Origin of the sequence: Kribbella caucasensis (assembly GCF_004361855.1) — a bacterium.
Classification (GTDB): domain Bacteria; phylum Actinomycetota; class Actinomycetes; order Propionibacteriales; family Kribbellaceae; genus Kribbella; species Kribbella caucasensis.
Window position 1 is genome coordinate 271,068 of sequence record NZ_SNWQ01000004.1, and the last position, 13,031, is coordinate 284,098.

At 68.0% G+C, this 13,031-nt stretch carries 15 protein-coding genes; 5 read left to right on the forward strand and 10 right to left on the reverse strand.

Annotation, left to right across the window (positions count from 1 at the left end):
* Nucleotides 1–40: 40 nt before the first annotated feature.
* The 3 genes from EV643_RS11165 to EV643_RS11175 all read right to left on the reverse strand — a co-directional run bounded on the left by EV643_RS11165 (nt 41) and on the right by EV643_RS11175 (nt 3,703).
* Nucleotides 41–2,506 (reverse strand): VIT domain-containing protein, encoded by a 2,466-nt coding sequence (locus tag EV643_RS11165; protein WP_133799932.1) that lies wholly within the window; start codon nt 2,504–2,506, stop codon nt 41–43.
* Nucleotides 2,503–3,147 (reverse strand): MerR family transcriptional regulator, encoded by a 645-nt coding sequence (locus EV643_RS11170; RefSeq protein ID WP_202869510.1) that lies wholly within the window; start codon nt 3,145–3,147, stop codon nt 2,503–2,505. The genes EV643_RS11165 and EV643_RS11170 overlap by 4 nt, the downstream gene beginning before the upstream one ends.
* Nucleotides 3,148–3,214: 67 nt before the next feature.
* Entirely contained in the window at nt 3,215–3,703 is a 489-nt protein-coding gene (locus EV643_RS11175) for a hypothetical protein (protein WP_133799933.1), read from the reverse strand.
* Nucleotides 3,704–4,118: 415 nt separating this feature from the next.
* Between EV643_RS11175 and EV643_RS11180 the strand changes: the two genes are divergently transcribed.
* Nucleotides 4,119–4,640, forward strand: coding sequence for a pyridoxamine 5'-phosphate oxidase family protein (locus EV643_RS11180; RefSeq protein ID WP_133799934.1), 522 nt, complete (start codon nt 4,119–4,121; stop codon nt 4,638–4,640).
* A gap of 20 nt (nt 4,641–4,660) precedes the next feature.
* Here EV643_RS11180 and EV643_RS11185 read toward each other — a convergent pair whose 3' ends face one another.
* From EV643_RS11185 to EV643_RS11205, 5 genes are all read right to left on the reverse strand, one after another.
* Nucleotides 4,661–5,050, reverse strand: a complete 390-nt coding sequence (locus EV643_RS11185) for a VOC family protein (RefSeq protein ID WP_133799935.1) — start codon at nt 5,048–5,050, stop codon at nt 4,661–4,663.
* A gap of 57 nt (nt 5,051–5,107) precedes the next feature.
* Complete coding sequence (locus EV643_RS11190; protein ID WP_133799936.1) at nt 5,108–5,584, reverse strand: hypothetical protein; 477 nt, start codon at nt 5,582–5,584, stop codon at nt 5,108–5,110.
* A gap of 198 nt (nt 5,585–5,782) precedes the next feature.
* Complete coding sequence (locus EV643_RS45515) at nt 5,783–6,184, reverse strand: response regulator transcription factor (protein ID WP_238165501.1); 402 nt, start codon at nt 6,182–6,184, stop codon at nt 5,783–5,785.
* A gap of 302 nt (nt 6,185–6,486) precedes the next feature.
* Nucleotides 6,487–7,170: a sensor histidine kinase gene (locus EV643_RS11200; protein ID WP_133799937.1), complete on the reverse strand. Its 684-nt coding sequence runs from the start codon at nt 7,168–7,170 to the stop codon at nt 6,487–6,489.
* Nucleotides 7,167–8,027: a hypothetical protein gene (locus tag EV643_RS11205; protein WP_133799938.1), complete on the reverse strand. Its 861-nt coding sequence runs from the start codon at nt 8,025–8,027 to the stop codon at nt 7,167–7,169. The genes EV643_RS11200 and EV643_RS11205 overlap by 4 nt, the downstream gene beginning before the upstream one ends.
* A 55-nt stretch (nt 8,028–8,082) precedes the next feature.
* On the opposite strand from EV643_RS11205, the gene EV643_RS11210 reads away from it, so the two are divergent.
* Nucleotides 8,083–8,949 (forward strand): TolB family protein, encoded by an 867-nt coding sequence (locus EV643_RS11210; protein ID WP_133799939.1) that lies wholly within the window; start codon nt 8,083–8,085, stop codon nt 8,947–8,949.
* A gap of 10 nt (nt 8,950–8,959) precedes the next feature.
* The gene (locus tag EV643_RS11215) at nt 8,960–9,445 is read left to right on the forward strand and encodes a GNAT family N-acetyltransferase (protein WP_133799940.1); all 486 of its coding nucleotides are present in this window, start codon (nt 8,960–8,962) and stop codon (nt 9,443–9,445) included.
* Between the two features lie 38 nt (nt 9,446–9,483).
* Here EV643_RS11215 and EV643_RS11220 read toward each other — a convergent pair whose 3' ends face one another.
* Nucleotides 9,484–10,911, reverse strand: a complete 1,428-nt coding sequence (locus EV643_RS11220; RefSeq protein ID WP_133799941.1) for an MFS transporter — start codon at nt 10,909–10,911, stop codon at nt 9,484–9,486.
* Nucleotides 10,912–10,996: 85 nt separating this feature from the next.
* Between EV643_RS11220 and EV643_RS11225 the strand changes: the two genes are divergently transcribed.
* Together EV643_RS11225 and EV643_RS11230 are read left to right on the forward strand one after the other, a co-directional pair.
* Nucleotides 10,997–11,680, forward strand: a complete 684-nt coding sequence (locus tag EV643_RS11225) for a TetR/AcrR family transcriptional regulator (RefSeq protein ID WP_133799942.1) — start codon at nt 10,997–10,999, stop codon at nt 11,678–11,680.
* Between the two features lie 48 nt (nt 11,681–11,728).
* A complete protein-coding gene (locus EV643_RS11230; protein ID WP_133799943.1) occupies nt 11,729–12,277 on the forward strand; it encodes a DUF6058 family natural product biosynthesis protein in 549 nt (182 codons plus the stop codon).
* On the opposite strand, the gene EV643_RS11235 is transcribed toward EV643_RS11230, so the two are convergent.
* Nucleotides 12,267–12,941: a DUF8817 family protein gene (locus tag EV643_RS11235; RefSeq protein WP_133799944.1), complete on the reverse strand. Its 675-nt coding sequence runs from the start codon at nt 12,939–12,941 to the stop codon at nt 12,267–12,269. The genes EV643_RS11230 and EV643_RS11235 overlap by 11 nt on opposite strands.
* Between the last annotated feature and the right edge of the window lie 90 nt (nt 12,942–13,031).

Consider the following 13,031-nt stretch of genomic DNA (forward strand, 5'->3'; position numbering starts at 1 on the left):
GGCCCGCGGTCGAGCCGGCACGCTGAACGGCCGGGTACGTCTAGCCCGGGCGTTTCCAGAAGGTCTGACGGGTTGGCGCGCCGGTCGGCGGCGTACCAGTGAAGGCGTCGATGACGTCGATGGCGCGTTGCCAGAGGACGTCCAGGTCCGGGTCGGGTGGTGGAGTCGGGCCCTCGCAGGCAGCCAGGGCGGTGACCAGTTCCCGCAGCGGTGCGAGGACGGTGTCGTCGACTGCGGGCGCGAGGTGGTGGACCAGGGCGTCCAGCCGGGTGGCCAGGTCGGCCAGGATCGCGAGCCGTTGCGTCCTCGTCGGCGTACCGGCTGCCCGAAGGAGGCGTGCCTCGTCGGCGAGCTGTACTCGAGCCTCGGCCATCAGGTCACGACCGAGACCAACATGCCGTTTCGCCCTTCCGGACTGCCGGCCGCGCCTTGCCGGGCCGAAGGCGCCAGCCGAGCCGCCTGGGCGCGCACTGAGCCTCATCCCGGCCGGCGGCATCGGCGCGGACGACTCCGACTCCTGCACCATCCAGTGAGCCGCCGATTGAGCCATCGGTGCGAGCGCCAGGCCGGAGAACTGGTCGACGTCCCAGCCCGAGGGCAGTTCGACCGGCTGGATCACGCGATGGGCCGGACCGCCGTCCGCGACGACTCTAGAGTCGACCGCCACCAGAGCGGTGAAGCGGCACAACACCTTGTTTCGTAGGGATACGGCGACGATCTGGCTCTCCAGCTCATGCGGGTTCCCCGTCCCCGCGGCGTACCGGTCCTCGAGGTCGCGCAGATGCCCGCGCGCCCACACCGGCGCGAGGAGACCGCTCGCCGCGGTGACGGCGGGTACAGTCAGTTGCCACGGCTCTCCAGCAGCGGTCGTGCCCTGCAGCCGGGCCGCCGCGCCGGGCGCCGAGCTGCTGTACCGGCCACGGATCACCAGAGGTACGCCGACGAAAGCGTCCGGCATTCGCGCAGGACTGGTCGTGCCGTCGACCAGTGTCAACCCGTCGGCGGACAGCGTCAGGTTGGTCAGCAGCGGGGTGCCGATCCGCCGGTGGATCCGGTCGAGGGCCTCATCGAGCCGGTCCTCGCTCTCCACCAGTTCGCAGCGGCCGCCGCCGACCGCGGCCAGGCGACCGAGGAAGCCGGCGTTGACGGCCCGGTCGATGCCGACGGTGTGGACCCGTACGCCGGCCAGCGCGCCGGTGAGCTCCGACAAGATCTGGTCCTCGTTGCCGACCTGCCCGTCGGTCACCAGCACCAGGACCCGGTCCCGCTCGTGATCAGCCTCGGCAGCAGATTCGGCACCAGAGTCGGCAGCGGGTTTGGCGGCCAGCATGGTGGTGGCCTCGCGGAGCGGCGCGAGCATCTCGGTTCCGCCCCGGGCCGTCACGCCGGCGAGGTGCTCGACCGCGCGGAATCGATTCCGGTCCGTTCCGTCGACCAGAGCGGCCGGCAGGTCGTTCGGGTGCTCGACGACGCTGTCGAAGGTCAGGACAGCGAACCGGTCGGCGTCGGTCAGCGTGTCGACGATCCGCGCCGCCGCGCGTCGAGCCGCGACCATCTTCCAGCCGCTCATGCTGCCGGAACGGTCGAGGACCAGTACTACGTCGCGCGGCCGCGGCGCAGCGGCATCCACAGGCGGCAGCACGGTCAGCTCGAACGTGCCTTGAGACGCGTCCGAATCGTCGGGCTCGACCGTCAACGCGCTCGCGGTCGCCTCCTTCTCGCCATACGCCAGCCGGAGCACGAAGTCACGGTCCACCCGCTCGCCGGGCTCGATGGCCACGCTGGTCACCCGTCCTTCGGCCGAACTGCTGATCGCGTGCAGGCTGGACCGGATGCCGTGCAGGGTCAGACCGCCCGGATCCACGTCGGCCCGGATCCCCAACCTGATCGGGTTCGGGAATCCGGGCAGCAGGATCGGCGGCGTGATCCGGGATGCGTCCGGCACCGCGTCGGTGTCCGGTTCGACACCGTCACCGACACCCCAGCCGAGCAGCAGTTTCCCCGGGATGTAGCGGGGCGCAACCACCAGCGGCAGCCGGTACGTCGCCTCGCCGTCCTCGTACGGGAGCGGACCGACCATGGTCAGCCGCACCGTCACCCGCTCACCCGGCATGAGGTTGCCGACCCGGAGGGTGAACACGTCCGGCCGCTCCTCTTCGGCGATCGAGGCCCGTTGCCCGGCCGCCAGCGCCGCGTCGTACGTCGCCCGGGCCTCCGCGCGTTCTCGCAACTCGGCCTCGATCGTGCGGCCGTCGGCCTCCATCCTCAGGCCGGTGACCGCCGCCCGATCCGGTAGCGGGAAGACGTACGTCGCTTCGAGCGCGACGTCGTACGGGTTGCAGAAGTCCTCGGTCAGCACGGTCCGCGCGACCAGTCCGGTGATGGTCGCGTGCGCGTCGATCCGCTCCAGCGGAAGGTTCCCGCGCTCCGTGCGCAGGGTCCCGAGCCCGCCTTCGTCCGTGCGGTCCCGCAGCTCGTCAGAATGCATGGTGGTGATCGCGGTCATGTCGGGTCTCCAAGTTCTCGCTGAGCGGTCGATCGCGAATGACCGTCTGGATGGTGGGTGAGGCGTTGACGCGCAAGCTCGGCGAGCAAGGGTGCGGCGGCGGAGCGGAGTGCCGACAGCTGCTCAGTGGTCAGATGGGTGGGCTGTATGCCCATGGGGTCGAGCACGATCGTGACGCCGATCGCCAACCGGATCGCCGTCGCCAGCGCTGTCTCGTCCGCATCGGGCGTCGCGGCCGGCCGCTCTGTCCAGAACCGCTCCCGCGCCGGCTGCGGAATGGTTTCCGGAGCCGGTGATCCAGCAGCTGACAAGGGTTCGGCCGGGAGTGCGGCGATCGTCGTCAGCGTTCGATCGGTCGCCCCGGACAGCTCGGCCTGGATGTCGGCCAGCGTGCGGCCCTGGGACTGGAGACGCTTGATCGCAACCAGTTGCAGGAGGTGCCGGCGACCGTAGAACGCAGTACGGCCGCGCAGCTCGGCGGGTCGGTCGATCAGCCCGATGGTCATGTACCAGCGGATCGCCCGCCGGTCCGGAACCGCGCGCACCCGGCCATTGACCTGCCCCGGATAGTCGACAGCCAGCGCCGACCCGACCAGCTCGGTCAGCTCGTCCAACGTCCACAGCTCGCTAGTTCCTACCACCCGCCCATGTTGACACTGTCATATAACACTGTCAACATCGCCTTTGGGCGGCGTCTTCGACCAGACCTCAAGTCCCTTCGGGCGAGCGCGACGTGTCCGACAACTCCTCGACAAACGGGATCTTGCTGACGCACTGGTGATATTGCTCGACGGCCTCCTCCACCGAGAGGTGTCCGAACTGGAGGGACGTCATCACACCTTCGAGTTCCGTACTGCAAACCTCTGCGGCAGTTACGCGGGCTACGAGGTCCTGAGATTTGCTCAGGTTACTGGCAATGACCGACACCAATGAGACGATCAACGCGGCCAGACAGAGAGATCTCCAAACTGCGGCACCGCTGCTGAGTGACAATTCTCGTTTGACGCTGTCTGTGAATGATGTGCCCGCCAAGGCCGGCGGGGCCACGAAAACCGCCGTCATCGCGCTACTGATGATGCTGATATTGGTCAGTCGATTGCGGCGCGGTCGGACTTCGCGCAGAAAGGCAGCGATGCCCGCCCGCCGAGTTTCGATTTGGGCCCGCAACTCCGCACGGGCGCTAGGATCATCGGGCATCCCGCCCCTCCTGCCTTCCCCGGCCGGCCAGGTCCGCGATCAACGGCGGCCGGCGCATGGTGCCAGGTCGTGCAGTGGTCGCAGAGCCGGCGATGAGGGCTCTGTCGTCTATACGAGTCTGGCACCGCCACTTCGTTTCCGCCAGCCGCCATTCGCACAAAGCGGATTCACGCTCACCGGACCGAAGAAATACCTCGATGAATGCTTTCACCTGCGCTGCGAGCAGGCCTTGCGGTGGTCCTTGGGTGGCGGCATCGCGCGACGCGGCTAAACACCTCTCTCCCGGCCGCGATCAAATGTTTGCTGCAAAGGGACGCCGATATGCGAGCGCGATTGGAGACCGCCCCTGGCCACCCGACGATGAGGTCGGCGAGGTGGTTGACAGGTTCCGTGGTGGACGGGGTCTATTGGGGGCATGAGCGAACGAGCACCCAGCGAGACCACGAATCTTGACCGCTACGGCGACGCGGCGCTGGAGTGGAGTCGCGCCCGCGACGCCCTCGCCGTCGAGCCGAGTCCCGACGTCACGCACTTCCTTGGAACGTGCCGGCCAGACGGCACGCCGCACGCTGCCGGCGTCGGCGCCCAGTGGCGGGACGGCTACCTCTACTTCACCAGCAGCCCGAACACCCGCAAGGCACGCGACCTGGCTGTCAACCCGGCCTGCACGATCTCCGTTCGGCTGCCGGGCATCGACCTGGTTCTGGACGGCACCGCGGCCTGGGTGACCGATTCGGAGACCCTCGAGCAGGTCGCCGCCGGCTATCGCGCGGGCGGCTGGCCGGCCGAAGTCGACGGCGACGCGTTCACGGCTCCGTTCAGCGCACCCAGCGCCGGGCCGCCGCCTTGGCACGTGTATCGGTTCACCTTCCACACGGTGATCGGCGTCGCCACCGCGGAGCCGTACGGCGCGACCCGCTGGCGCTTCCAGCACTAGCGAGTCTCGCGGAGCCTGGGTCAGGAACCAGCACCACTGCCGTAGGGACGGGTGATGATCTCGAGGTTGTGGCCGTCCGGATCCTCCCAGTAGAGCCCGCGTCCACCGTCGTTGTGGTTGATGTTGTCCGGCTGGCTGTGGAACGGATCCGCCCAGTACTGGATACCCCGTTCGCGGATCCGGGCGAATATCTGGTCGAACTCGTCCTCGCTCACCAAGAAGGCGTAGTGCTGCGGATGCGGAGTCCCGTGATCGTCAGCGATGTCGAGGCTGACGCCGTTGTCCACCTGGACGACAACGAACGGGCCGAACTCGGTCGGCTCCGGCAGGCCCAGTAGATCCACGTAGTGCCGCGCCGTCCGGTGCTTGTCCCGCGCATGGATGATGGTGTGGTTGAGCTGAACTGACATCGCTGAACTCCTCTCGCTGCAACCCACTGACTGCCACACCATCCTTCCACCGGGTCGTCAGGCCTCGATTCGGCTGCCGGTGAAGGTGCCGCTGATGGATTCGGGGTCGGCGCCGGGGACGAAGATGGTAAAGGTGAAAGTGCCGGAGACCTGGTCGGCTCTCACCTCGCCGCGGAGGCGCAGGCGGGCGGTCGGACCGGGGGTACCCGGGCCGCCTTCGCCTGGGAAACCTGACCACAGGGTCGCGCGCCATTGGTGTGAGTGCTGGGCCCAGCTTCCGGTGAACGGCGGGCCCGCTGGGCTGATGTCGTGGGTGATGGCGACACCGCCGTCGGCGAAGCTGCCGACGCTGACGAGCGTGCTCCCATCGGGCTGTTGAACGTCGACCAGCCAACTGCCCTCCAGCGTTCCGGACCCACCACTCGCGGCGGCCGGCTGCGCTGCCATCACGCCCATCCCGACGACGGCGGCACCACCAGCGGCTGCCCCGGCACCATGCAACAGGCGACGGCGTTCGATCGTCTTCTCTGCCATGATTTCCCCTCCAATGTTCAACTCCCCTTGAACCACCATGCGCGCCGCCGCGACGCCCTACAACCCCATGGCGACAGCAACTCGGTGTCGCTGGTCAGGGACAGGTTGTGCGGTATGACCGGCCCCCGAAGTTCTCCTGCCACTCCTGCGCCGTCAGGTCGCGGCCGGCTGCTGCCGTTGACCCCAGCTGCTGAGAGGTCAAGTGCGGGGAGCGCCGCGGAGGAATGCGAGGACGGCCAGGACCCGGCGGTGGTCGCCGGGGTCGGGGGCGAGATTCAGCTTGGTGAAGATGCTGCGGACGTGGGCCTCGACGGTCTTGGGGCTGAGGGAGAGTTCCTGGGAGAGGGCGATGTTCGAGCGGCCCTGGGCCATCAGGGCGAGCACCTTGAGCTCGCGGTCGGTCAGCGTTCCGACCGGGTCGCCTTGACGCTTCTTGCCGACCAGGCGGGCGACCAACTCGGGGTCGATCACGCAGTCTCCGTTGGCGACCCGGCGTACGTCGGCCGCGAACGTGGCGAGGTCCGAGACACGGTCCTTGAGGAGATAGCCCACGCCGACGTCGAACTCGGTCATCAGCTGTACGGCGTAGTGCGTCTCCACATGCTGCGAGAGAAGCAGCAAGCCGACGTCGGGTGAGATCTCCCGGATCTGGGCGGCCGCTTCGAGGCCTCGGCGGACAAGCCGGGCGGCATCCGGATGTCGATGACGGCCGCATCGGGGGATCCCGCCGGACGAGGTCGAGCAGTGCGGCGGCGTCCGCGGCCTGGCCGATGATCTCGAAGCCGGCCTCGGTGAGGATGCGGGCCGTTCCCTCGCGGAACAGCATCGCGTCGTCGGCCAGGATCACGCGCATGGTATCTCCGCTCGAAGCTGGGTGCCGCCGCCGACCGGGCTGTGTACCGTCAATCGGCCGTCCAGGGTCGCGAGCCGGTCGACCAAACCCTGCAGACCGCTGCCCAGTGTCCGTCGGCCCCGCCCCGGCCGTTGTCGCTGATCTCGAGGCACAGGTCGCGACCCTGGATCGAGCCGCCAACCGAGATGGCGGTCGCGCCCGAGTGCTTCGCGGCGTTCGTCAGGGCCTCGCTCACGACGAAGTACGCGGTCGCCTCGACTTCCGGCCCGAGCCGCCGGTCCAGGTGCAGCTCGATCCGCACCGGCAGCGGCGCCCGTTCGCCGAGGAAGCTGACGGCAGCCTCCAGACCTTCCTGGGTGAGGATCGCGGGATGGATGCCGCGGGCAAGTTCACGCAGTTCGAGCAGGGCCTCGGACAGTTGGTGCCGCGCCGCCCCCACCTGGGCGGTGAGCCGGTCGTCGCCGGTCGACGCGGCACGTTCCCGCACTGCCTGGAGGCTGAGCGCAAGCGTGACCAGGCGTTGCTGGGCGCCGTCGTGCAGGTCCCGCTCGATCCGCATCCGGGCCTCATCCTGCGCGGCCACGATGCGTCGCGCCGCGGCCTGGAGTTCGCCTGCCTGTACTGCGATCTGCTGGAGCCGGTGCTGCAGTTCCGTACCCAGGCCGACGTTGTCGATGACCAAACCGGCCTGAGCGACCAGGTCGTCCAGCAACCGATCCTCGGATGCCGTCAACGCCTCGCGGGCTTCTTCGTGATGGCGACCGCCCCACGCAGTGTGCCCTGGTGCACGATCGGCCGGACCCTCCGCCGTTCGTCGTCCTCTACCGTCGCCAAGGTCGTCGCACCGGCGGCCAGCGGCGGTTCGCCCGCCTCCCGCGGCGGCCAGGACGCCACCGCAAGCAGCTGGTCCTCGCTTCCGACCCACACGGTCACCTCGGCGGCACCGACCGCGTCGGCAACGGTCGCGGCCAGCACGGAGAACAGGTCGGCCCGCCGATCCAGCCGGCCCACCTCGGCGGACAACCGAGCCAGAGCCTCGTACGGCGACGGTCGGTCGCCGTACACCAATCGGTCGGCCAGCGCCCGCGCACGTTGGCGTACGGGCTCGAAGGCGAGCGCCACGAGCACCACACCGACGTACCCGGCGGTGATGACGGCGGCCAGCGCTCCCAGGACGACGGTCTTGTGGATCACCAGATCGATGTCGTAGAGCCAGTACTTGACGATGGCCGCGCCGGCGACTAGCGGGACGACCGGCACCACCAGCAGACCGAGCGCGGGCGAGCGGAAGACGGCGATACCCGCGATCATCGCCAGCACGCTCACCGTGACGGCGTACGCGAACCACCTGAGCTGGTGCGCATCGTCTCCGATGGCATGCCGGAGCCGTACGACGACAGCGGTGGCCCAGGCGATCTGGAACAACAGATAGCAAGCGGGCGCGATCACCTGCCACACGTCTTGCACCGTTTCGTACCCGGGCACGGTCAGCGGATGCGGCAACTCGAGGGCGTTGTCGGCGTACTCGACCGGCCACAACGCCGACGCGACGGACAACAGCACGCCGGGAACCAGACGCCCAGGAGCCACGTCCGCAGGTTGAATCCCGCGACCCTCCGCCTGAGAGGTGCACTAGGTTCTTGTCATGCCACGTACTCTTCGCGACGGTCAGCGGGCCGAGCTCTATGTCGTCGACGTGACCACTGGGGACAGCCGGCTCGTGTTCGCCTCCTCCACTCTGTTGTTCGAGGCGCCGAACTGGGCCGGCGACGGTTCGCTGATCGTCAACGGAGACGGGCGGCTGTTCAAGACAACGGTTGGCGGTGGTCTTCGAGAAATCGACCTGGGCGGCGTACCGGCGATCAACAACGATCATGTGGTGAGTCCGGACGGGACCACTGTGTACGTGTCCGCCGATGACGGGCACCTGTACGCCGTACCGCTGGCTGGTGGTTCGTCGAGGCGGGTGAGCAACGATCGTGGTCCCGGGTTCCACCACTTTCTGCATGGGGTGTCGCCGGACGGGAGCACGCTTGCGTACATCGGGCTCGAGCAGCGCGGCGACAAGCGGATCACCAACGTGTGGACGATTCCCGCGGCCGGTGGTGACGACGTACAGGTGACGAACGACGAGCACGCGGACGACGGTTCGGAGTACAGCCCGGATGGCAAGTGGATCTACTTCAACTCCGAGCGGGCGTCGACGGAGCCCGGGCATGCGCAGTTGTTCCGGATCGCGGTGAACGGCGGGACGGTGGAGCAGCTCACGTACGACGAACGCGTCAACTGGTTCCCGCATCCCGCGCCGGACGGGTCGACGATCGCGTACGTCAGCTTCCCGCCCGGGACGCTCGGGCATCCCGCGGACGTGGACGACGTACGGCTGCGACTGCTCGACGCCGACGGCCGGATCCGCGAGATCACGTCGCTCTTCGGCGGTCAGGGCACCATGAACGTGCCGAGCTGGTCGCCGGACAGCAAACGGTTCGCGTACGTGACCTACCCGCTGTAGGTTCACCCGCATGTTCCGTCTCGAACGTCTCCGCGACGATCATGCGCCAGAGTTGCTCCGCTTCGAGACGGAGAATCGCTCGTACTTCGCCCGGAGCATCCCCGATCGCGGCGACGACTACTTCGCGGAGTTCGGCGAACGGCACAAGTGGTTGCTCGAACTCCAGGACGCCGGCACCGACCACTTCCATGTCATCCTCGACGGCGACCGCATCGTCGGCCGGGTCAACGTGGTCGAAGCCGCCAATGGCTCCGCCGAACTCGGCTACCGCATCGCCGAATCCGCCACCGGCAAAGGCCTCGCCACTTGGGCAGTCCGCGAAGCCTGCACCCTCGCCCGAACCCAGTACGCCCTGACCCGCCTGACCGCCCGAACCACCACCGACAACCACGCCTCCCAAAAAGTCCTCCACCACACCGGCTTCCACCAAACCGGCGATACACACCTCAACGGCAAACCGGCCTTCACGTACGCACTGGACCTCGGCGAAAGCTGATCGCCGAGGTCCAGGTGAAGTTGCTGGCAGCAACCAAATCAGGCGGCGGCTGCGGCCTCGGCCAGTTGTTCTGTGGTGGGCTGGATTTGGGGGGTGGTGAGGGTTACCAGGACGTTGGCTACGGCGAAGAGGGCGGCGATGAGGATGCCTCGCTGGAAGCCTTCGACCAGAGCCTGTTGCTGGGCGACGCCGTGGGACAGGGCGTCTGTGGTGCGGGTGATGGAGAGGGTGGTGACGATCGCCAGGCCGAGCGCGCCGCCTACCTGGTACATGGTGGTGACGGCTCCGGAGGCGGCGCCGGCTTCGTGGTGCTCGACTTCGGAGACGGCGGCGATCTGGGCGGGGACGCCGACGCCGATGATGCCGGCGCCGAACAGGAGGAACCCGGGCAGCAGTTGCGCGGCGTACGAACCAGTGGCGTCGGCACGCGAGAGCAGAAGCAGACCGAGCACACTCAGGACGGCCCCGGCGAGCTGGACGGTACGGGTGCCGACCCGCTGGACGAGCTGCGAGGCAACGACAGCACCGAGAACGGCAGCACCGCCCATCGGCAGGAAGTGGACGCCGGCTTCGAGGGCCGAGTCACCGCGGACCTGCTGCAGGTAGATCGCAGTCAGGAAGAACATCGACAGGAAGCCCGCACCGTTCAACGCCAGCGACACACTCGACACACTGAGCGCCCGCGACCGGAACAACCGCAGCGGAACCAGCGGAGCCGACGACCGCGACTCCACCCAGACGAACAAGGCCAGCAGGATCACGCCACCGCCAAGGAATCCGACCACCTCGGGCGATCCCCACCCCTTCGGCTCCGCCCGTACGACGCCGTACACGATCGCCAGGAGTCCCGAAGTACCGAGAACCGCGCCGACGGTGTCGAAGGTGCGCGGCCCGTCGGTGTTGTGCCGAGTGTCGGGGACGAACACGGGGATCACCGCGACCAACGCGATCACGATCGGCACGTTGACGAAGAAGACCCACTGCCAACTGAGCGCGTCGACCAGGACGCCGCCCGCGACCACGCCGAGGGTGCCACCGAGTCCGGCGAGGCCGCCCCAAACACCCATCGCGATGTTCCGATCGCGACCGTGCGCGAACGTGACGGTCAGGATCGCCAGCGCGGCCGGGGACAGCAGAGCCCCACCAAGACCCTGTACTGCGCGGGCGCCGATCAGGAAGCCGGGCGAATCGGACAGGCCGGCCACCAGCGAGGTGACCCCGAACAGCAGCAGGCCGGCCACGAACACCCGACGGGGCCCGAGGAGGTCGGCCATCCGGCCACCGAGCAACAGGAAACCGCCGAACAGCAGGGTGTACGCGCTGATCACCCACTGCAGGGTGTCAGCGCTGAAGTTGAGGTCGGCCTGGATGTCGGGCAGTGCGACGTTCACGATCGTCACGTCGAGCACCACGATGAACTGCGCCAGGGCGAGCACCGCGAGGGTGGCCCAGGGACTGCGTCGCATAGCGGATCCTTCACTGGTCTACGTCGTATGTATACGTTGTATGCTGACGTCGTAGACAGTAGGTCTACGGTGTAGACTTGTCAACATGCCCACCCTCAGCAAGGAGACCCCGCGACGCGGCCTCGACCCGGCGAAGGTCATCGACAGCGCACTCCTGCTCGCCGACACCGAAGGACTGGCCGCGGTCACCCTCCGGCGGCTGGCCCAGTCGCACCAGGTCACCCCGATGTCGCTCTACCGGCACTTCGCCGACAAGAGCGACCTGCTGAACGCGATCGCCGACAAGTTGCTCGCCGACATCGACCTGCCCGAGCCGACCGGCGAGCGGTGGGACCGGCAGTTGCGCGCGGTGATGGCAGCGTTCGTCGACGCACTTCGCCCGCACCCGAACGTGGCCGGCCTCACCCTGACCCGGATCCTGGTGGCCGAGTCCGGCCTGGTGATGGCGGAGCGGACGATGGAGTTGCTGATCGAGGGCGGGTTCGAGCCGGAGTACGCGGCGGAGGTGGGCCGGCAGGCGATCTGCTCGCTGATCGTCCTCGTCACCACCGAACCCGGCGCCGGCGAGGACCCCGAACCGGAGATCCGCGAGCAGTCACTGCGGATGAAGCGCGCGACGCTCGGCGCCCTCGACCCCAAGCGCTACCCGCTGATCACCAGCGCGGCCGACACCCTGGTCTGCCCGACCTCAACAGACCGGTACTACACCCTCGGGATCGACCTGATCGTCGCCGGCATCCGCGGCGTACGGCAAGATCCGGACGCATGACCTTCAGTTCGCCCGAGACCGAAGTATCGCGGCCCTAGGGTCGTCGGTATGAGTCGAGAAGCGGTACGGCAGAGATACCTGGAGATCAACGGCGTTCACCCGATGAGCCCGGCCGATGACGCCTATGTGAGCAGGCAGTTCCGGGTCCTGGAAGAGCTTTGCGCGGAACACGGCCGGGACGTCGACGAGATCCGGCAGCTGATGCTGGACGGCGAGTTGCCGCTGCCTGGTTACCTCCGTTCGGACGGGGCCGAGATGGTGCCGGCGGACCAGTTCGAGCTACTCGACCGGTACGGCGACGACCTGCGCGCGTGGTTCGTCGGGCAGTGGTCGGACCCGGTCGAGGGCGAGGCCGAGTGGACCTCGTACTTGACTGGGCGATACGTCTGCCTGCACTCGGTGAACCCGACGACCATCCAGCGAAAAGACCACCTGATAAGGGCGATCGAAGTTGCCCCGCGCAACGAAGTCAAGCCGTTGGTCGACGAGTTGGATGAGTTGGAGCCCGAGTTCACCGGGTACGACCGGTTGCGGTTCGGCGGTCCCGTCTCGCGCGACACCCACATCACGGCGGTCCGGGCGCAGCTCAATCTGTGAGTTGTCGCTTCAGCTCGGCGAGTTCGTCGGCTACGGCGGAGGTATCAAGTCCTTCGATGTCCTTCAGTACTGCGCGGGCACGGTCGGCGTCCCCCGTCCGGAGTACGAGTTCGGCGAGGTAGACCAGGAGCGGAAGGCGTTCGGCGTCGGTCGCGTCGGAGTGGCGGCGGAGACCTGATTCCAGAACGGCGATCGCGGCGGATTCGTCGCCGTGCGAATCACCTTGCCGGGCGGCGTTGAGCAGGACGCGTTCCAGCCGCGATCCGGCGCCTTCGTCCTCGGGGCCGGCGGTGATCCGCAGCCAGTTTCCGCCCGGGTCGACCACCGAGAACCCCGCCGCCGTGCCCTGTTTGCGGCGCGGCCGGGTGATCCGCGGGATCCCTGACAACGGCAACTTCCCGTACGCCGAACGCAGGCCGGCCGCGAACTCGTCGTACAGGATCCCCGTGTCGGAGACGGTGACGATCACGTTGCCGAGGGAGTTCTCCGGGTCGAATTCGGGCAGGCCGAAGAAGTGCAGATCGAAGCCGTCGCCGCGACTCAGGCACAGATACGGGTTCGGCCCGGTCTGCCGGTAGGTCTGGCGGAATCCGAGGGCCAGGTAGAACGGCAGCACGTCGTCGAGGTCGCGGCAGGGCAGTGCGGGAATCGTCTGGACGTCCACCCGCACACAGTACCGTACAGCGTACGGCTCGGGACAGCGTTCGATTCGGCCAGGCCCGCATGTCGCAGCCTGTTCGCCACCCGCGGTGAG